The sequence below is a fragment of the Mesorhizobium sp. WSM4884 genome (assembly GCF_029625675.1).
In the GTDB taxonomy this organism is placed as follows: Bacteria; Pseudomonadota; Alphaproteobacteria; order Rhizobiales; family Rhizobiaceae; genus Mesorhizobium.
In genome coordinates, this window is record NZ_JARTVO010000009.1 from 54,453 (window position 1) to 73,680 (window position 19,228).

At 66.1% G+C, this 19,228-nt stretch carries 16 protein-coding genes; 7 read left to right on the forward strand and 9 right to left on the reverse strand.

The genetic code is table 11. From position 1 onward, the window contains the following. Positions 1–95: 95 nt before the first annotated feature. Positions 96–1,106 (forward strand): NAD(P)-dependent alcohol dehydrogenase, encoded by a 1,011-nt coding sequence (locus P9236_RS16240; RefSeq protein ID WP_278075653.1) that lies wholly within the window; start codon positions 96–98, stop codon positions 1,104–1,106. 108 nt (positions 1,107–1,214) lie between these two features. Here the strand turns inward: P9236_RS16240 and P9236_RS16245 are convergent, their stop codons facing one another. From P9236_RS16245 to P9236_RS16255, 3 genes are read right to left on the reverse strand one after another with little or no spacing between them, the layout of a single operon-like run. Continuing rightward, positions 1,215–3,509, reverse strand: coding sequence for a xanthine dehydrogenase family protein molybdopterin-binding subunit (locus P9236_RS16245; protein WP_278075654.1), 2,295 nt, complete (start codon positions 3,507–3,509; stop codon positions 1,215–1,217). After that, positions 3,506–4,489 carry a xanthine dehydrogenase family protein subunit M gene (locus tag P9236_RS16250; RefSeq protein ID WP_278075655.1) on the reverse strand — a complete coding sequence of 328 codons (984 nt, stop codon included), beginning with the start codon at positions 4,487–4,489 and terminating at the stop codon, positions 3,506–3,508. The genes P9236_RS16245 and P9236_RS16250 overlap by 4 nt, the downstream gene beginning before the upstream one ends. Beyond that, complete coding sequence (locus P9236_RS16255) at positions 4,486–4,947, reverse strand: (2Fe-2S)-binding protein (protein ID WP_347405193.1); 462 nt, start codon at positions 4,945–4,947, stop codon at positions 4,486–4,488. Before P9236_RS16255 ends, P9236_RS16250 begins: the two co-directional genes overlap by 4 nt. Positions 4,948–5,365: 418 nt before the next feature. On the opposite strand from P9236_RS16255, the gene P9236_RS16260 reads away from it, so the two are divergent. Continuing rightward, positions 5,366–5,977: a TetR/AcrR family transcriptional regulator gene (locus tag P9236_RS16260; protein WP_278075657.1), complete on the forward strand. Its 612-nt coding sequence runs from the start codon at positions 5,366–5,368 to the stop codon at positions 5,975–5,977. 38 nt (positions 5,978–6,015) lie between these two features. Here the strand turns inward: P9236_RS16260 and P9236_RS16265 are convergent, their stop codons facing one another. Genes P9236_RS16265 through P9236_RS16275 form a run of 3 tightly spaced genes read right to left on the reverse strand, consistent with a single transcriptional unit; the run spans position 6,016 to position 11,019 of the window. Beyond that, a complete protein-coding gene (locus P9236_RS16265; protein ID WP_278075658.1) occupies positions 6,016–6,396 on the reverse strand; it encodes a response regulator in 381 nt (126 codons plus the stop codon). After that, positions 6,393–9,965 (reverse strand): CheR family methyltransferase, encoded by a 3,573-nt coding sequence (locus tag P9236_RS16270; RefSeq protein WP_278075659.1) that lies wholly within the window; start codon positions 9,963–9,965, stop codon positions 6,393–6,395. The genes P9236_RS16265 and P9236_RS16270 overlap by 4 nt, the downstream gene beginning before the upstream one ends. Next, complete coding sequence (locus P9236_RS16275; RefSeq protein ID WP_278075660.1) at positions 9,922–11,019, reverse strand: chemotaxis protein CheB; 1,098 nt, start codon at positions 11,017–11,019, stop codon at positions 9,922–9,924. Before P9236_RS16275 ends, P9236_RS16270 begins: the two co-directional genes overlap by 44 nt. A 147-nt stretch (positions 11,020–11,166) precedes the next feature. Here P9236_RS16275 and P9236_RS16280 point away from each other — a divergent pair, with 147 nt between their 5' ends. Next, a complete protein-coding gene (locus P9236_RS16280) occupies positions 11,167–11,997 on the forward strand; it encodes an aldo/keto reductase (protein ID WP_278075661.1) in 831 nt (276 codons plus the stop codon). A 44-nt stretch (positions 11,998–12,041) separates the two neighbouring features. Here the strand turns inward: P9236_RS16280 and P9236_RS16285 are convergent, their stop codons facing one another. After that, entirely contained in the window at positions 12,042–12,341 is a 300-nt protein-coding gene (locus P9236_RS16285) for a hypothetical protein (protein ID WP_278075662.1), read from the reverse strand. Between the two features lie 185 nt (positions 12,342–12,526). Between P9236_RS16285 and P9236_RS16290 the strand changes: the two genes are divergently transcribed. The 3 genes from P9236_RS16290 (at position 12,527) to P9236_RS16300 (ending at position 15,575) form a co-directional block, all read left to right on the forward strand. Continuing rightward, entirely contained in the window at positions 12,527–13,426 is a 900-nt protein-coding gene (locus tag P9236_RS16290; RefSeq protein WP_278075663.1) for a VOC family protein, read from the forward strand. Positions 13,427–13,471: 45 nt separating this feature from the next. Beyond that, the gene (locus P9236_RS16295; RefSeq protein ID WP_278075664.1) at positions 13,472–14,074 is read left to right on the forward strand and encodes a sulfotransferase family protein; all 603 of its coding nucleotides are present in this window, start codon (positions 13,472–13,474) and stop codon (positions 14,072–14,074) included. Between the two features lie 124 nt (positions 14,075–14,198). Further along, positions 14,199–15,575 carry an amidase family protein gene (locus P9236_RS16300; protein ID WP_278075665.1) on the forward strand — a complete coding sequence of 459 codons (1,377 nt, stop codon included), beginning with the start codon at positions 14,199–14,201 and terminating at the stop codon, positions 15,573–15,575. Between the two features lie 20 nt (positions 15,576–15,595). Here the strand turns inward: P9236_RS16300 and P9236_RS16305 are convergent, their stop codons facing one another. Continuing rightward, the gene (locus tag P9236_RS16305; protein WP_278075666.1) at positions 15,596–16,327 is read right to left on the reverse strand and encodes a DUF2270 domain-containing protein; all 732 of its coding nucleotides are present in this window, start codon (positions 16,325–16,327) and stop codon (positions 15,596–15,598) included. A gap of 124 nt (positions 16,328–16,451) precedes the next feature. Beyond that, positions 16,452–16,640, reverse strand: a complete 189-nt coding sequence (locus P9236_RS16310) for a hypothetical protein (RefSeq protein WP_278075667.1) — start codon at positions 16,638–16,640, stop codon at positions 16,452–16,454. Positions 16,641–16,814: 174 nt separating this feature from the next. Between P9236_RS16310 and P9236_RS16315 the strand changes: the two genes are divergently transcribed. Continuing rightward, positions 16,815–19,112 (forward strand): cation:proton antiporter, encoded by a 2,298-nt coding sequence (locus P9236_RS16315; protein WP_278075668.1) that lies wholly within the window; start codon positions 16,815–16,817, stop codon positions 19,110–19,112. Positions 19,113–19,228 lie beyond the last annotated feature (116 nt).

The window sequence follows — 19,228 nt, forward strand, 5'->3', positions numbered from 1 at the left end:
TGCAATACTCAAATGCAAAGCTCGGCAATTATCGAGGAATAGCGCAGCAGATAGGTTCACTCAACCCGTCAATCGACCACCCACGGAGTGAACCCATGAAAGCCATCGAACTCAGCCAGCCCAGGCTTGACGCCTTCCGTACCGCCAGCGTCGCCACGCCCGAACCGCAGCGCGGCGAGGTGCTGATCCGCCAGCGCGCGGCGAGCCTGAATTTCGTCGATGTCGCTGTGGCGAGCGGCAACTATCCCGGACCGGTTTTCCCGCTCATACCCATCGCCGACGGCGCCGGCGAGATCGTCGCGCTCGGCGAGGGCGTGACAAGCTTCGCCATCGGCGACCGCGTCGTCGCTCACGCCAAGCCGCGCTGGATCGGCGGCCGGCCGCGTCCTTACGAGATGACGCAGATGCGCGGCATCTCGCTGCCCGGATCGCTCGCCGAATATGTGGCGCTGCCGGCCAATTCGATCGTGCCGATTCCGGCGCATCTTTCCTTCGAGGCGGCCTCGACGCTCCCCATCGCCGGCACCACCGCCTGGAACGCGATCCGCGCCGCCGGCGTCGGGCCGGGCTCTGTCGTCGTGCTGCTCGGCACCGGCGGCGTCTCGATCTTCACGCTTCAGCTTGCCAAGGCGGCCGGCGCGACCGTCGTCATCACCTCGTCGTCGGACGAGAAGCTGGAGCGGGCCAAGGCGCTCGGCGCCGATCATCTCATCAACTACCGCGCGACGCCCGACTGGGACGGCAAGGTGCTGGAGTTGACCGATGGCGTCGGCGCCGACCTCGTCGTCGAGACCGGCGGCACCGCCACCTTCGCGCGCGCCGTCAATGCCACCGCGCCCGGCGGCACGCTGTTCACCATCGGCTTCGTTACCGGCGCCGAGGCGACCGTCAACCTGCTGCCGATCATCATCAAGGCGCTGAAGGTGGTGGGCAACAACACCGGATCGGTGTCCGACCTGCGCGACGCCGCCCGGGCCGTCGGCGCCGCCGGCATCGAGCCGGTCGTCGACCAGGTGTTTTCACAGAACGAGGCGACCGAAGCCTACACCCACATGGCCGCCGGCGGCCTGCATTTCGGCAAATTGGTGTTCGGGCTGGATTGGTAGGAAGGGCACCGTCGGAGATTGGCGAAAGCGCACGAGCGAGTGATCTCCCCCACAAGGGCCCCACAAGGGGGAGATTGGCAGCTTTGGCGCCGGCGCCCAACTTCCACCTCAGATCAACTTCTCCAGCGTGATCGGTAGATCCCGCACCCGCTTTCCCGTCGCATGGAACACCGCGTTGGCGATCGCGGGTGCGACGCCGACGATGCCAAGCTCGCCCACGCCCTTGCCGCCGAGGGCGGAGGAGTGCGGGTCGGGGATGCCGACCGAGATCGTCTGAATATCCGGGATGTCGGCATTGGTCGGCAGCATGTAGTCGGCGAGGTTGCCGTTGACGATGCGGCCGTGGCGGCGATCGACGATGCCTTCCTCCAAGAGTGCCTGGCCGATGCCCATGATGATGCCGCCCTTCCACTGGCTCTCCGCCAGCTTGGGGTTGTAGAGCCGGCCGGAATCCAGCGCCGACACCACGCGCGACACGCGCACCGTGCCGAAATCCTCGTCGACGCGCACCTCGACGAAATGCGCGCACCAGGAATGGCGCGAATAGTCGCCCTCGGTGTGCGGGATCGCCACGGCGATGGTGGTGTAGTTGTTGTAGCGCTGTTCCGGCGTGAAGCTGGCAGGAACGGTGTCGCCCTTGGCCTCGATCCGCTCGCGGCCGATGGCCGCCAGGAATTCGGCGATCGACAGCTCCGGCCCATCGCCGCGTGGCGAGGCGATGCGGCCGTCCCGCACTTGCAGCGTGTTCGCCTGCAGCCCATGGAAGGGCGAGCGCGGATCGGAGAGCGCCAGGCCGATCATCTCGTCGAGCGCCTGGCCGGCCGCCTTGTAGACGGCGCCCGTCATGACGCCGGCAAGCCGTGAGCCGCCGGTGACGCCGGCGCGCGCGAGGCGCGAGTCGCCGAGCTTCACCGAGACCTGCTCCACGGGCACGCCGAGCGTCTCGGCGACGGTCTGCGCCAGGATCGTGTAGGTGCCCTGGCCCATGTCGATGGAGGAGCTTTCGACCTCGACCGAACCGTCGGCGAGTATCTTCACCACCGCCTCGCCATGGGCGCGCCGCACCGGGTAGGTGCCGGCCGCCACGCCCCAGCCGATGAGCTGATGGCCGTCGCGCATCGAGCGCGGCGCGGGCGAACGTTTCGCCCAGCCGAAGGCTTCCGCGCCGACGGCGAAGGCTTCGCGCAGTTGCCTTGTCGACCACGCCTTCTTCGCGTGCGGGTCCTGTTCGGCGTAGTTGATCAGCCGCATCTCCAGCGGATCGATGCCGAGCTCGTATGCAAGCTCGTCGATGGCGCATTCGATGCCAAAGGCGCTCGGGTTCTCGCCTGGCGCGCGTTTTGCCCCCGGCACCACCGTGTTCACGCGCACCACATTCTGCTTCGAGGAGAAATTGGGCGTGGCGTACATGATCGAGGTGACCGAGCCGAGCGGTTCGACCCACATGCCGTCGACGGCCGTCTCGTTGATACCGCGATGCACGATCGACTGGATGCGGCCTTCGCGGTCGGCGCCGATCGCCACGGTCTGCCGCGTCGCGGCGCGGCCGCCATAGGAGGTGAAATTCTGCGGGCGGTTGAGCACCAGCTTCACCGGCCGCCCCAGCATCCTGGCCGCCGCGGCGGCCACCGCGCTGTGCGCGAGCGCCAGTGCCTTCGAGCCGAAGCCGCCGCCGATATAGGGCGAGACCAGCCGCACATTCTCGAACGGCACGCCGAACCATTCGGCATAGGTGCGCGCCATGCCGTCCAGCCACTGGCTCGGCTCCCAGATGGTGAGCTCGTCGCCTTCCCAGCGCGCGATCAGCCCGTGCGGCTCCATCGCCGCCTGGAACTCGCGCGGCGTGTTGTAGGCCACGCAGACGCGCACCGGCGCCTCGGCGAAGGCGGCTTCGGCGTCGCCCCATTCCTTGGTCATGGCCTCGATCGGGATGCCGTCGCCGGCCTTGCTGTCGCTCAAGTCGACGATGGCCGGCGTCTCGTCATACCAGACCTTGACCAGCGCGGCCGCCGCCACCGCCTGCTCGAAAGTCTCGGCCACCACGGCCGCGATGTGCTGACCGGAAAAGGTGACCTCGCGGGCGAGGGGGTTGTAGGTCGGCTGCGACGGAGGGTTGCCCAGCCAGTCCGACGCGCCCTTCAGCTCCATGATGGTCTCGGGCGTCAGCACGGCGAGCACGCCCGGTGCCGTCTCCGCGGCGCGGGTGTCGATCGCAGTGACCTTGCCGGCGGCAATCGTCGCGCCGACCAGCACCGCATGCGTCAGCCCTTCGAGCTGCTGCTCGACGGCGTAGTGGGCGGCGCCGGTGATCTTGGCCGGGCCGTCGACACGCGACAGCCGTCCGCCGACCGCTTCGAGCCGCGCGCTGTCCGACGCCGCGTGTTTCATGTCGTGAACGGTCATGCCGTCTCTCCCACTTTGAGGATGGCGCGCGCGATCACACGCGGCGCGAGCGCTATTTTGTAGTGGTTGGCGCCATGGTCGACGGCGCCCTCCATGGCGAGCTCGCTCGCCTTGCGCACGGTCGCTTCGTCGAGCGGCTTGCCTTTGAGCGCGTCTTCCACCGTCCGCGTGCGCCACGGTTTCGTCGCGACGCCGCCGAGCGCGACGCGGATGTCGCGGATGGTGCGGCCGTCGGCTTCGAGTTCCAGCCCGACGGCAGCGCTTGCCGCCGCGAATTCATAGGACTGGCGATCGCGCACCTTGAGGTAGGTCGAGCGCCTGGCTGCAGCCGAGCCGGGGATCTCTATTGCCGTGATCACCTCGCCGGGACGGATGTCGTGCTCTTGCTCGGCGGTGGCGCCGGGGGCGAGGAAGAAGTCCTCGACCTTCAGCTTCCGCTCGCCGAGATCGACCTCTGCGTCGAAGGCGACGAGCGCGACGGCGAGGTCGCCCGGATAGGTGGCGATGCAGGCCTCGCTGGTGCCGAGCACCGCATGGCCGCGCGTCACGCCGCCGATCGCCGAGCAGCCGCTGCCCGGCGCGCGCTTGTTGCAGGCCGGGAAGTTTTGCGGATCGCGGAAATAGGGGCAGCGCGTGCGCTGCATCAGGTTGCCGCCGATGGTTGCCATGTTGCGAAGCTGCGCGGAGGCCGCCTGCCAGAGCGCTTCCGACACGGCCGGAAAGTGGCTCTTCACTTGCGGATTGTCGGCGACATGGCTCATCTTCGCCAACGCGCCGATCACCGCGCGTTCGGCGCCGACGTCGATGGCGTTCAGCCCCTCGATGTGGCTGATGTCGATGACGGTCGAGGGTTCGGCGACGCCGCATTTGGCGAGGTCGACCAGCGTCGTGCCGCCGGCAAGCAGCATGGCGCCGGGGAGGGCGGCGGCGTTGCGTGCGGCCTCGACGCTGTCGGCACGAAGGTAGGAAAAATCTCTCATGAGCGGAGCTCCCTGGCTGCCTGGCGAACGGCGGCGACGATGTGCGGATAGGCGCCGCAGCGGCACAGATTGCCGGCCATATATTCGCGGATTTCCTCGTCGGAGCCGGCATGGCCCTCGCGGATGCAGGCCACCGCCGACATGATCTGTCCCGGCGTGCAATAGCCGCACTGGAAGGCGTCCTGCTCGAGGAAGGCGGCCTGCACGGCGTTGAGCGTGCCGTCCGCGTCGGCCAGCCCTTCGATGGTGGTGATCGAGCGTCCCTCGACTTGTGCTGCCAAGGTCAGGCAGGCCAACACCCTTTGGCCGTCGACATGGACGGTGCAGGCGCCGCACTGGCCCTGGTCGCAGCCTTTCTTGGTGCCGGTGAGGGAGAGCCGGTCGCGCAACGCATCGAGCAACGTGACGCGCGGCTCGATATCGAGCGCGCGGGTCTCGCCGTTGATGGTGAGATGGATGGAAAGCGTGGTCGGGCTGGGCTGTGCGGTTGAGCCGTTGGTGGCATCGCCATTCCTGAAATGGCCGTCTTCGGGAGGATCGATGATGATCTGGCTGGTCATGAGGCGTCGGGCTCCAATTGCTGGACGCTAGGCGGATGGAAATGGGGCTTGGGCGGGATGGGGCAAGAGCAACATCCGAGGGAAGGCGCCGACTGCGGAGAGACTAATCTCCCCCGCAAGGGGGGAGATTGGCAACTTCACCGTCTCCACTCTTCTCCAGCGGCCAGGGTAAGCTTCTCGTCCTTCGACACGTGACATACCGCTTCCCCTGATTATATGATAAAGGTGCTCCACTAAAACGGAGGCGCCTCCGTTTATTTACTTGGGGACTGGGCCACTTCGGTTCAACCCCCATATTGCGAGAGTGGAGAAAAAAGTGGCCGACCAGCCGCCGGAGATTGACGAGAAGCCTGAAAGCTCGGCGCCGAAGCCGTTGCGCGCCGATGCGCAGCGCAACCGCGACAAGCTGGTCGAGGTGGCGGCGCAGGCTTTCGCTTCGGACGGTGTCGATGCTTCGCTGGAGGAGATCGCGAAGCGGGCAGGGGTGGGCATCGGCACGCTCTATCGGCATTTCCCGACGCGCGAGCATTTGGTCGAGGTGGTCTACCGCCGCGAGGTGGAGGGGCTCTGCCAGGCGGCCGACGAACTCGCCCGCGATCATCCGGCCGATGTCGCGCTGGAGCTCTGGATGCAGCGCTTCGTCGACTACATCGCCACCAAGCGAGGGCTCGCCACCAGCCTGCGCCTGCTGCTCAGCTCCAACTCGACGCTGTTCTCGGATACGTCGGGCCGTGTCTCAGGCGCCATGCGAGCCCTGGTCGAAGCGGCCGCCGCCTCGGGAAAGATCCGCGTCGATGTCGACGCTTCCGATGTGATGCATGCGCTCGGCGGCATCTACTCCGCTCCCAACACACCCGACTGGCGCGAGCGGTCGGGAAGGCTGGTGAAGCTCTTGATGGACGGGTTGAGGTTCGGGGCGAAGGGGTGAGGCTCGCCCTTTCCCACAAAGGGAGAAGGGAAGAAGGCTCAGTGCTTGTTGTTGCCAAACCGCGCGACCGCCTCGATCAGCAATCGGCTTTCGACGGGCTTCGACAGTCTCGGCGAATCCTGGAACCGATCGGGAAAGATCGTGGCGCTGTCATAGCCGGTGAGGAAAACAAAAGGCACGTCGCGGGCCGCGAGATGCTCGGCGAGCGGGAAGCTGCGTTCGCCATGCAGGTTGACGTCGAGCACCGCCCCGTCCAGCTCGACACCGTCGATCTGCTCGAGCGCCTGTTCGACCGAGGGCGCGGGTCCGACGACATCGCAGCCCGCATTCGTCAATTCGTCGGAAAGATCGAGCGCGACCAGAAAAGTATCCTCGACGACGAGGATCCTCAGGCCGGATAGTGGGGCGCTCTTGTTCATGCGTGGCTGGGTAACAGCTCGAAGGCTTCCGTCTGGGGCAGAGGAATCTCAAGTAGGCATTCCAGGCCGGTGGGCCTGAAGTTCAACGCGACGCTCCCTGCCAGCTCGTACTCTAAACTCTGCTGGATGAAAGTTGTTCCGAAATTCATGCGCGACGGCTCGTCCACGGCCGGGCCGCCGGTTTCCTTCCAAGTGATCGACAACGTGCCGGGCTTCACCACGTCCCAGGAGACTTCGACGCGGCCGGTGTCGACGGAAAGCGCTCCGTATTTGGCGGCGTTGCTGGCAAGCTCGAAGAACACCATGCCGAGCGTCGCCGCCGCTGCTGCGCCGAGATGGAACGGCCGGCCCCGGACAACGAGGGCCTGGCGTTCCCCGCTGCCGAAAGGAGAGAGCATCGCCCTAAGCAACTGCTCGAGGTCGGCATCGCCCCAATTGTGAGACGACAGCACTTCATGCGTGCGCGCCATCGCGTGTAACCGCTCCTGGAACGAGGTCGAGAAATCCGTCATCGAGCTCGACGAGCGGAGCATGCGCGAGGTCAGCGCGGTGATCGTGGCGAGGATGTTCTTCACCCGATGCTGCAATTCATGCACCAGCCTTTCCTTGCTGCGCTCCGCCCCCTTGTGGTCCGATATGTCGACCAGGGTCGAGATTGCGCCACGAACTTTGCCGGACTCGTCGAACAGCGGATTGGCTGATATCGCCACGTCGATGCTGCTGCCGTCCGCCCGCGCGATTCTCGCCTCGTAGGCGCGGATCGGCTTGCCCGTTCGCATCGCCTTCTGCAGGGGTTGGTCCTCCGTTTCCACCGCGGCGCCGTTCGACATCAGCGACAGGGCCGGTAGCTTGCCATCCGTGGCGGGCATGCCGGAGAGCTCCATGGCGCGACGGTTGGCGCGGATCGCACCATTGGCTTGTTCGGCGATGATGATGCCGACCGGCACCAGGTCGAGCAGCGTCTCCAGGCTCTCGACGCGGTTGCGCAGGTCGTGCGAAAGCGTGCCGATCCTTTCTTCCGCCTGCGCGATCTTGGTGACGTCGACAAAGGTGACGACCACGCCGGCGATGACATTGTCGACCGTCCGGTAGGGCAGCACCCGCATCATGTAGCGCTTGGCGTTGTCGACGCCCCCGATCTGCCGCTCGATCGTGCCGAGCCTGTGCAGCACCTGCTCCATGTCGGTCTGCAGGCCGTCGGCGGGGAAGCGCGGGCGCACATGCGCGAGCGGCCGGCCGACATCGCTCTCGACCAGCCTGAACAGGTCGCGCGCCGTCGGCGTGAAGCTCTTGATACAGAGCTCGCGGTCGAGGAACACGGTCGCGATCTGCGTGCTTTCGAGCAGGTTCGCCATGTCGTTGTTGGCGCGGCTGAGCTCGTCGACGCGGATGTTGAGCTCGGCATTGACGGTCTGCAGTTCCTCGTTGATCGACTGCAGTTCCTCCTTGGAGGTCTCCAACTCCTCGTTGGAGGATTGCAGTTCCTCGTTGATCGAGGACAGTTCCTCATTGGAGGACTTCAGCTCCTCGTTGGAGGATTCGAGCTCCTCCGTGGTGATCTGCAGCCGCTCCCTGGTTTCCCTCAGCTCCTTTTCGAGCTGGCTGACATTGGCGCTTTCGACATCGTCGGTCGTGTGGACCGGTTCGTCCTCGGCCTCCGGCTTGATGCTGCCCACATCCCTGAAGACCAACATGTAGAGTGGGTCGGACGAGCCGTCGGGCGGCAGCGGCTGCACGGCCAGGCTGATCGTCTGGCGCCCGCCATTGGTGCCGATGCTGATCTTGTTCTGGACCGCCGCCTGCCCGGTGCTGACCGCCTTGTGGAGCGCCGCCCGCAAATCCATGCGAAGCCCGCGGCGCGCCATCGAAAACACGTTGTGATCTGGGGCGCCGGCGGCGAGCTCCAGATATTTGCCCGTGCCTGCCGAGCTGTGCATCAGTTCGCCATCGGCGTTGATGACCACGTAGACCGGCGAATAGCGCTCGACGAGGACCCGCTCCGCGACTTCCCGCAGGGTTGTCGCCGTCGTCCCCCGGCGCGCGATCGGTGGCGCCTGCCTGGCCGCCGCCAGCGGGAATTCCGGCAGCCGCTGCATGGCGATCCCGCTTCGTTTCTGAAAGATGCGGCTCGCCTTGTCGATGGTCGAGAACAGACGTCCGTGGCGGGTGACGTTCTCCGAGGAGCCGAGAAAGAGATAGCCGTTGTTGCGCAGCGCGTAGTGGAAGATCGGAACGATCTTCTCCTGCAGTTCCGGTCCCATGTAGATCAGCAGGTTGCGGCAGGCGATCAGGTCGAGCTTGGAAAAGGGCGGATCGCGCAACAGATTGTGCGCCGAGAACAGGCAGATCTCGCGCAAATCGGCGGAAACGCGATAGGTGCCGTCCTCGCGCGAGAAGAATTCCTTGAGGCGCTTGGGCGTCACATCGGTCGCGATCGTCGCCGGATAGCGGCCGGCGCGGGCCACTTCCAGGGCGCGCTCGTCGATGTCGGTGGCGAAGATCTGCAGATTGGGCGAGGCGGCGCCCCGCGGCGCGCTCTCCTTCAAGAGCATGGCGATCGAATAGGCTTCCTCGCCGGTGGCGCATCCCGGCACCCAGACCCTGATCGTCTCGTCCGACTTGCGGTCCTCGAAAAGCTTGGGGATGACGATGCGTTCCAGCGCTTCGAAGGCTTGCGGGTCGCGGAAGAAGCTGGTCACGCCGATCAGAAGGTCCTGGAACAGAAGGTCGACCTGCTGCGGCTCGTCGCGCAGCCGCTCGTAGAAGGCGGTCGGATCGTCGATCTGCAGGACCTGCATGCGCCGCTGGATGCGCCGCAAGATGGTGTTGTCCTTGTAGCCGCTGAAATCGTGACCGGTGCGCACACGAAGCAGCGCCGCGATGCGCGAAAGCTGTTCGGCCACCTCGCCCTTGCGACGCTCGCGCTCGCTTTCGGGGCGCTTTGCGTGGCTGAAATACCCGACCAGCTTGGCGGCCATTTGTTCCGCGGGAAGCACCATGTCGACGAGGCCGCTCTGGACGGCGCTGCGCATCATGCCGTCATATTCGGCGCCCTCCTGCGCAAGCGTCAGGCCGCCATGTTCCTTGATTGCCCTCAGCCCGATCGTGCCGTCGCTGCCCGTCCCGGACAGAATCACCCCGGCTGCAGTTTCCGCCGTCTCCCGCGCCAGCGACGTGAAGAAGTCGTCGATCGGCGTCCGCTTGGCGCGGTTTGCCGCCATCCTGGCGATGTGAAAGCGGTGCTTCTCCACGGTCACCGAGACGCCTGGGGGAATCACGTAGATCCTGTCCGGCTCGATCTCCATGCTCTCGGTCGCGGTTTGCGTTTCGATGGTGGTGCAGCGCTGGATGATGCTGGCAAGCACGCTTTCGTGCTCGGCGTCGAGATGCTGGATGACCACATAGGCAAAGCCGCTGTTGGCCGGCACCTCGGGAAAGAATTTCTGCAATGCTCCGATGCCGCCCGCCGAAGCGCCGATGCCGATGATGGGGAAGGGCTCGGACTGGTTCGCATTGTCGCGCGAGCTAGCCCTTGCCTTCCTTGTAGCCTTCCTTGCCGACTGAGCCATCGTCTGTTGCCTGCACCCGCCTGCTTTCCAGGATGCGCTCGATCAGGGCGGCATCCGCTTCATATTCCTTTGCCCGCTGGCCGAACTCGTTGGCGAGTCCGGAGCGATTTTGTGCCCTTTCCCGCTCGGCCATGCGCCGGGCGAACTGTGCCCGCTGCTGATGCGATCGCAGCAGGCTCCACAATATCTCGTCCGCCTCGATCGACTGCGCCTCCATCACCGCGTCGGCGGTAAAAGCGTGCCCGGTATGGCACCGATAGCGCAGCATGTCACCGTCTTCGATTTCCCACAGCGGCCCGTGGCATTCCGGGCATGTAAACACCGACAGTTTGCCAAGTCGATCTTCATCTTTCATGGTCGCATGCTCCTGCGCGGAGATCGCCGCTTCCAGCCTCACACCCGGTGGCGCAGGCAGGGTTTCGCCGGCCGGCTCTGCCGCCAGCTTGGCCAGCAATCCGCCGAGCTTCGCCGCCGGCAGGCAATGGTCGATCTCGACGTAATGCAGCGCGCTTTCCACCATGGTCGGCACCGGCGCGTCCTTCGGGTGTTGGACGACCGCGAGCCCACCGACGGCCTTGATGGCCCTCAGGCCGGCGGTGCCGTCGGAAAGCGCTCCCGACAACAGCACGCCGATGACGCTTGCGCCGTAGCTCAGCGCCGCCGAGCGGAACAGCGGGTCGATGGCCGGCCGGGCGAGGTTCTCGCGCGGGCCGCGCCGCAGCATCATGTGATCGCCGTGGAGCAGAAGATGGAAGCCGGGCGGCGCCACATAGATGTTACCAGTCCTGAAGGTCGCGCCGTTCTCAGCCACCGACGTTTTGAGGGTTGCCACGCGGTCGAGGATTCCCGGCAGGTAGCTGACCTGACCGACATGCAGCACGACGAACACGGCTGCCGGCAGATCGGCGGGCAGGTCGCTCACGATCCGCTTCAGCGGCTCTACCCCGCCGGCTGACGCCCCGATGACGATGATGAAGCGATTGCGCGCCTCTGTCTGCCACGAGGTTGTTGTGTTCTCGCGGTTGGGTGAGATTCGTTTGCGAACGTCGGCCATGTCACCCGCTGGTTGCGTCCCCAACCCTCACTCATAAGTCGGCCAGAGGGACTCGGTTCCCATGGCGCTGCGCTGTCATCGACTGGCATTACTGAAAGCGCAGCCTAGATAGAGCGGGGCCAACCCACCGTGCAGAAGGATATCCACATGCCTGAACAGCTGACATTGAACGACGGCGCCACCATTCCCCAGATCGGGCTCGGCGTGTGGCAGGTCGATCCGGATATCACGTCACAAGTCGTGCGCTGGGGGATCGAGGCCGGCTACCGCCTCATCGATACCGCCGAGGGCTACCGCAACGAGGAAGGGGTGGGCGAGGCGATCCGCTCTGCCGGCGTGCCGAGAAGCGAGCTGTTCATCACGTCCAAGCTTCGCAACGGCGGCCATCAGCGCGATGCGGCGCTCCGCTCCTTCGACGACACGATGCGAAAGCTCGGCATCGACCAGATCGACCTTTTCCTCATCCACTGGCCGGTGCCCAGCCAGGATAAATATGTCGAGGCCTGGAAGACGCTGGTCGAACTCAAGCAAGCCGGTCGCATCAGGTCGGTCGGCGTGTCGAACTTCAACCAGGACCATCTGGAGCGCATCGTCGGCGAGACCGGCGTGACGCCGGCGGTCAACCAGATCGAGTTGCACCCGCGCTTCCAGCAGCGCGACAAGCGCGAGTTCCACAAGAAGCACGACATCCGCATCGAAAGCTGGAGCCCGCTGGGCAGCGGCCGATTGCTCGCCGACCCGACGCTTGAAGGAATCGCGAAGAAGCACGGCAAGTCGGTGGCCCAGGTCATCATCCGCTGGCATCTGCACCAAGGACTGGTCGTCATCCCCAAGTCGATCCACCAGGACCGCATCGCCGCCAATTTCGACGTCTTCGATTTCGAGCTGGATGACAACGACATGCAGACCGTCCGCGGCATGGACTCCGCGGACGGCCGGACGGGGCCGGACCCTGCCACGGCGGCGTTTTTGTTCTGAGGATTGGGCTCCACCTTCTCCCACAAGGGGAGAAGGGAAAGGCCCTAAATCCCTTCCCCATCCACCAGCGGCACGTCGTCTCCTTCCCACGGGCTCGGCATCGTGCCGCGTCCGGCCGTCGGCAGCGGCATCCAGCATCTCAGCTCCGGCTCGGCATATTCGACCACGCGGCCGGGCGAGGAGTCGGAGGCCCGCCAGCCTTCCTCACCGAACTGGTCGGCGCGCGACCAGTAGGCCATGTCGACCTCGGCCGGTCCCTGCTCGGACGAGCGCACCGTCACCAGGATGCGGCTGCCGTCCCGCGGCGCGCTCGCCATGTTGCGCCAGTGGTCGGTCTCGTCCATGGAGGTTCCTCCTGCTAAAAGCAATTCCAGAAAAAGTGTGCAGCGGTTTTTGTCCGGAATTGCGTGAAAACAAATCGCTTTCTCAATAGTTGCCGCCCGCCGGGGAGGGGTCAACCCGAACTTGGCGCGAGACAGCCATATCATTCACAGCTAATATGGTTGTCGACCGCAATCGGAAAACGACAATGGGCGAAGGATTGCTGTCTCAAGCCACCCGTCTCGGGCCGGTCCATCTCAAGGTGACCGACATCCCGGCGGCCTTGACCGTCTGGCGCGACACGCTTGGGCTCGTGCTGGTCGGCGAGGACGACGCTATCGCCGAACTCGGTGCCGGCGGCGGGACGCTGATCGTTCTCCATGCCGGTGCGAGCGTGCCCCTGCCGCAGAAATCGCGCGATCTCTTCCACGTCGCCATCCATGTGACGACGCGCCGCGATCTCGCCCATACGGCCGCCCGCCTCAAGGCGTCGGGCTTGAGATACAGCGCCCAGGATCACCTGATTTCGGAATCGCTCTATGTCTCCGACCCCTCCGGCAACGGCATCGAGATCTGCTTCGATACGCCGGAGCGCTTCCTGCGCCGGCAAGTGTCGGCCGACGGCCGCGTGGCGCTGATTGCCACCGACGGCAGCGCGCATTCCGGGCTCGAACCGCTGGACCTTCCGGGCCTGCTGCGCGACCTCGGCAACTCGGGCCATGTCGAGCAGAGGATGGCGCCAGACGCCTTCATCGGTCACATCCACATGCGGGCCCGCGTGCCGGAGGCGCTGATGGAATTCTATGTCGGCGTGCTCGGCTTCGAGCCGCACATCCAGTCCCGAACCTTCGGCATGTTCGACTGCGGCACCGCTCGCCGGCCGCATATGGTCGCCTTCAACATCTGGGCGCGCGACGAGTTGCGCGAGCCGCCGCCGCATGCCGCCGGCCTCGACAATTTCACGGTCGAGCTTGCGTCCGCGGAGGAGCTTGCGGCGGTGGCGCAAAGGCTCGCCGCCGCCAACGCGCCGTCGAAAAAGGCCGGCGGCGCGGTCGAGATCGCCGATCCGGAGGGCAATCGCTTGCGGCTGGTGGTGCAGGGAGGCTGATCGCACGGCTGCGGGCTCGCCAAGGAGGAACTGGGAGGAGGGGAAATGACGATCAGGGTGATAGGAACCGGCTTTGGCCGGACCGGCACCGATTCGATGCGCGAGGCGCTGACGATGCTCGGCTTCGGCCCATGCCATCACATGTATGAGGTGATGGCGCACGAGGAGCAGAAACGCCTCTGGCGAGCATTGGCCAAGGGCGCCGCGCCCGACTGGGACCGGCTCTTTGCTGGCTATAAATCCTGCGTCGACTGGCCGTCGGTGCATTACTGGCGCGAGCTGATCGAAACCTACCCGCAGGCGCGTGTCATCCTGACCTGGCGCTCGCCCGAAAGCTGGTGGGAGAGTTTCGCAAAGACCATCCTGCCAGCCATTGCCGACAGCAAGGATCAGGAGTCGCTGGGCGTCGCCCTGATCACGAAGCAGGTCTTCGGCGGCCGCCCGCAGGACCGCGCGCATGCGATTGCCGTTTACGAGGCTAATGTCGAGGCGGTGCTGAAGACCGTGCCGGCCGAGCGCCTGCTGATCCACAAGCTCGGCGACGGCTGGGAACCGCTCTGCGCCCATCTCGGCGTCCCGGTGCCGGCCGAGCCCTATCCCAACCGCAACACCACCAAGGAGTTCCGCACGACGCTTTCGTTGAATTAAAGGATAGGCCGTAGGCAGTAGGAAAGAGATCACACTGCTCGCGGCATCTGTTCGGCTATTCTCTGGTCGCCTATTTCCTACTGCCTATTCCCTACTGCCTGCCGCCGATAGGGAGACTGCCGACATGGTCCACCCCGACACCACCTTCCTTACCGCTTCGCAACTGGCGGCGGCGATCCGCGAGCGACGCATCAGCGCCGTCGAGGCGATGGAGGCGCAGCTTGCCCGCATCGCGCTGGTCAATCCGCTCCTCAACGCCATCGTCACCCTCGACGAGGAAGCCGCCCGCGCGGGAGCGAGGGCTGCCGACCTGGCGATCGCGCGCGGCGAAGCCGTTGGCCCGCTGATCGGTGTGCCGATCACGCTGAAGGACGGCCACGCCACCGCCGGCATGCGCACGACCGTCGGCCTGGAGGCCTGTGCCGACCATGTTCCGACCACCGACAGCACCATCGCCGCGCGGCTGCGCAAGGCGGGCGCCATCATCATCGGCAAGACCAATGTGCCGCCCAGGCTGCGCGACTTTCAGACCGTCAACCCGATCTTCGGCCGCACCGTCAATCCCTGGGACGTCACCCGCACGCCCGGCGGCTCCAGCGGCGGCGCGGCGGCCGCGGTCGCCGCAGGGCTGGTGCCGCTTGAGATCGGCAGCGACGCCGGCGGCTCGATCCGCGTGCCGGCGCATCTCACCGGCATCTTTGGCTTCAAGCCGACGCAGGCGACCGTGCCGACCACCGGCAGCTACGCCGATCCGCCCGACATGCCGCGCAGTTTCCGCCTGCTGTTCGACATCGGGCCTTTGGCCCGCGACGTCGACGACCTCATCCTTGCCCACCGCCTCATAGCCGGTGCCGACGGCCTCGACACCGAAGTGCCGCCGGTGGCGACCGACGAGGCGCCGGAGCCGCCGCTGGGCGCGCTCAGGGTGGCCTTCGCGCCCGAATTCCCGGGTGTGCCGTCCGCGCTCGACATCGCCGAAGCGATTGCAGGCTTCGCCGGCGCGATCGAGGTTGGCGGCGCGCGGGTAGGGCAGGCTCTGCCGCATCATGATTTTGCCGCCGAGCGGGCGCTGTTTTCCGATTTGATCACCTGGTACTCGCAGGTGTTCCGGCAGCCGCGCGAAGCATCGCCCTCGCTGGCTGCCTATCTTGAGGCGCTCAACCGGCGCGATGAGTTCATCTATGCTTGGGAGCGCTTCTTCGACGACTGGGACGTGCTCGTCTGCCCGGCGATGATGTGCACCGCCTTCCGCCACCGCGAGATGGGGGTGCCGATACCCGTCGACGGCGTCGAGACGCCATACTGGAGCGCGCTGAGCCATGCCTGCCGCTTCAACCTGACCGGACATCCGGCCGCCGTCATTCCGATCGCCCTCGACCGGGAGGGCTTGCCGATCGGCGCCCAACTCGTCGGCCGCCGCCATTCGGACATGAAGCTGCTCGCCACCGCCAAGGCGCTGGCGCGGCTGACCGACGGTTTCGTCAGGCCGCCGGGACTGTGAGCGGATGGCGGCGCCGTCGCTTACACATGTACGTCGCCGAACGACAGCTCGCCGTCGTCGGCGCGTATAAGGAAGGCGGCGGCAAGCATCGCGAGATAGAACACCGTGACGCCGCACACCACCACGATGCCGGGAATGGGACCGAGCGTCGCCACCCGGAAGGTGTCGACGAGCGAGGCGCCGAAGCCGATCGGCGAGCCTTCGCGCGACAGGCTCGGCGTGGTGATCTTCAGCACCCAAGCGAGCATCAGGATCGTGTACATGAAGATGTAGTTGCGGCGTAGCCGGCGGATCAGCGCCGAGCGCTGCGAGATCAGGAAGCGTGGCGAGCGCAGGCCCTCGCCGAGGATCGCCAGCCAGTTGGAGGCGAAATCCGGCTGCGGCGAGAAGATCTGCGCGAAATAATAGCGCTCGAACTGGCGCACCCGCGACCGGTAGACGTCGAAGAAACGGTACCGCCGCGCCTCGATCCACAGGAGCAGCGTGATCAGAAGCATGGCAAAGAGCAGCACGCCGTGATGCGCGGATGGCGTCGACAGCGACACGGAAAGCATCGCCGCCACCACGGTGATCGCCCAGTTGCTGGTGCGGTCGAGCCGGTCGCGCCAGCCGGCCATGCGCGCGATCTCGGCGCGGTGGAAATGCGACATGGTGGTCGCGAATTCGGAAGATGTCAGCTTCAGCGCGAACGCGTCGGAGCCACGCGGCGCGGCGGCCGCCTCGGCTGGCTTTATGGTCTGAACCTGCGACATCCCCTTGCCACGTGCCTCCCGCCGTGGCCGGCCGAACGAGCCGGCCACACCCCATATACCACAATGTGCGGCCGGCAAAAATGTTCCCGCCTTTCAGGCGGATAAGTCAGGGTAGGATGAGACGTTATGCCCGCTTCGAAGCCGCCGGAAACGGCACCACTTCGGCTTCGGGCCGGGCATATTGGGCGGTAGCGACCGCCTCGATCACGAGGTCCAGCGCCGCAAGCGCTGTCCGGCTGGTTTCATCGTCGCCGCGCAGATAGTGGCAGGCCCGGTCCAAGTGCAGGTGGGCGGCGGCAAAGTCGCTTTTCATTAGCTTCTCCTTATTGCCCGCCGTGTCTCGACCATGCTCGACTCGCTTTACCCAAACGCAAACATCCACCGCCGCATTTGAATAGAATTGTGGCGATCTCCTCCTCGATGGGGAAGATAGCGTCTGTGCAACCGAAGCACGCGCGAAACCGTTATGGCGGGACATAATCGAGGGGTGCAGAAATTGTCCTTCATGCTCAACCGGCGCCGGACGATCGCGCTTGCCGCGGCGGCGCTCCTTTTCATGCCGGCCGTCGCCTGGGCCGCAGAGAAGAGCGGCATGTCCAGCGAAGGTATCTTCGTTCTCGAAGTCATCCTGCTGCTCGTCATCGGCCGCGGTATCGGCGAATTGCTCGAGCGACTCGGCCAGCCGGCGGTGATGGGGCAGCTGATCGGCGGCATCCTGCTCGGGCCTTCGCTGCTCGGCTGGCTGTGGCCCACGGCCGAGCGCGTGGTCTTTGCCGGCGACGCCGCGCAGAAGTCGATGATCAATGCCATCGCCCAGCTCGGCGTCCTGATGCTTCTGCTGCTCACCGGCATGGAGACCGATCTGAGGCTGGTGCGCCGGGTCGGCCGCGCCTGCTTCTCCATTTCGGCGGCCGGCGTCGCGGTGCCGTTCGCGTTGGGTTTCGTCGCTGCGCAATTCATGCCGGACACGCTGCTCGCCGCCGGCGGCGAGCGCGTCGTCGCCGGCCTGTTCCTCGGCACGGCGCTGTCGATCTCTTCGGTCAAGATCGTCGCCATGGTGGTGCGCGAGATGAACTTCATGCGCCGCGACCTTGGCCAGATCATCGTCTCCTCGGCCATCATCGAAGACACGATCGGATGGGTGATCATCGCCATCACCATCGGCATCGCCACCCATGGCCGCATCGAGACCGGCAGCCTGGCCTTCACGCTGGCCGGCGTCGCTCTCTTCATGGCCTTTTCCTTCACGCTCGGCCGCCGCATCGTCTTCGATGCCATCCGCTGGACCAACGACACTTTCCGTAGCGAATACGCGGTCGTCACAGTCATCCTCGCCATCATGGGCGTCATGGCGCTGATCACCGACCTGATCGGCGTGCATACCGTGCTCGGCGCCTTCGTCGCCGGCATATTGGTCGGCGAGTCGCCGATCCTGTCGCGTCACATCGAGGGGCAGTTGCGCGGCGTCATCACGGCGCTGTTCATGCCGGTGTTCTTCGGCGTTGCCGGCTTGTCGGCCGACCTCACCGTGCTTGCCGACCGCGAACTCGCGCTGCTCACGGTGGCGCTTGTGGCGATCGCCAGCATCGGCAAGTTCGGCGGCGCCTTCATCGGCGCCGAGGTCGCCGGCATGAGCCGCGCCGAGGGGATCGCCGTCGGCTGCGGCATGAACGCGCGCGGCTCGACCGAGGTCATCGTCGCCTCGATCGGCCTGTCGATCGGCGTGATCTCGCACACGCTTTTCACCATGATCCTCACCATGGCCGTCATCACCACCTTGGCCATGCCGCCGACGTTGCGCTGGGCGCTGGGGCGCCTGTCGATCGGCGAGGCGGAGAAGAAGAGGCTGGAGCGCGAGGAGGTCGACCAGCGCGGCTTCATCGCCAATCTGGAGCGGCTGCTTGTGGTGGTCGACGAGGGCGTGGTCGGCCGCTTTGCCGCCTACCTTGCCGGCGTGATCGGCGCCGGCAAACCGACGACGGTGCTGCACGCCAGCGGCGAAAGCGATGCCGACCCCGAAGAGGCGGCGCACCTGGACGAGGTCGAGAAAGGGGCCGAGGATGGCCGCGAGGCCGCCAAGGAGAGCGACGAGGAGCCCGCGCATGAAGCCCCCCTTACGCGCCGCCGGCGCGACGTGCATCTCTCCGCCGAGGCGGTCGCGAAGGAAGCGCGCAAGGGCTACGGCATGCTGCTGATCGGCCTCGGCCGCGCTGTCACCTCGAAGGGCAGCTTCTCGCATCGGCTGAACGAGGTGGCCGGCGCCTTCGACGGCCCGCTCTGCCTGGTGCTGAAGCCCACCAGCGCCGGTCGCCGGATGCCGCGGCTCGGCCCCGAGTCGGGCCGGATCCTGGTGCCGGTCAACGGCACGTCGGTTGCACGCCGTGGCGCCGAGCTGGCGCTGGCAATCGCCGCGGTCACCGGCGCGCCGGTCAAGATGCTCTATGTCGCGCGGGTCGCCCGCGACGAGCCGCGCGACACCGTCTCGCATCGCCGCAGGGAGGCGGTGCTGAAGGACATCGTCGCGCTTGCCGATCGCTATGGCGTCGAGATCGAGACTGCCATCAGGAGCAGGGCCGCCGCCGCCGATGCCATTGGCCGCCAGGCCGGCAGGCGGGTGGCGTTGATCGTCATGGGCGTGGCGCGGCGGCCGGGCGAAGAACTCATCTTCGGCGAGACGACGAGCGGCGTGCTGCAGCGCTGCCCGTGCCCGGTGGTGCTGATCTCCGACGAGCGCCTGCGTCGCGACGACGAGGGCAGGGAGGCGCTGCGGTCGGGGACGGGGTGAGGGCCCTCTAGGGGGAGATTGGCGCTCGGACACTGGCTCTTCCCCTGTCCGCGGTTGACACCCTCGCTCTACCCTTCGATTGTCCTTGCTGACTCCACCGCGAGGGATCCCACACT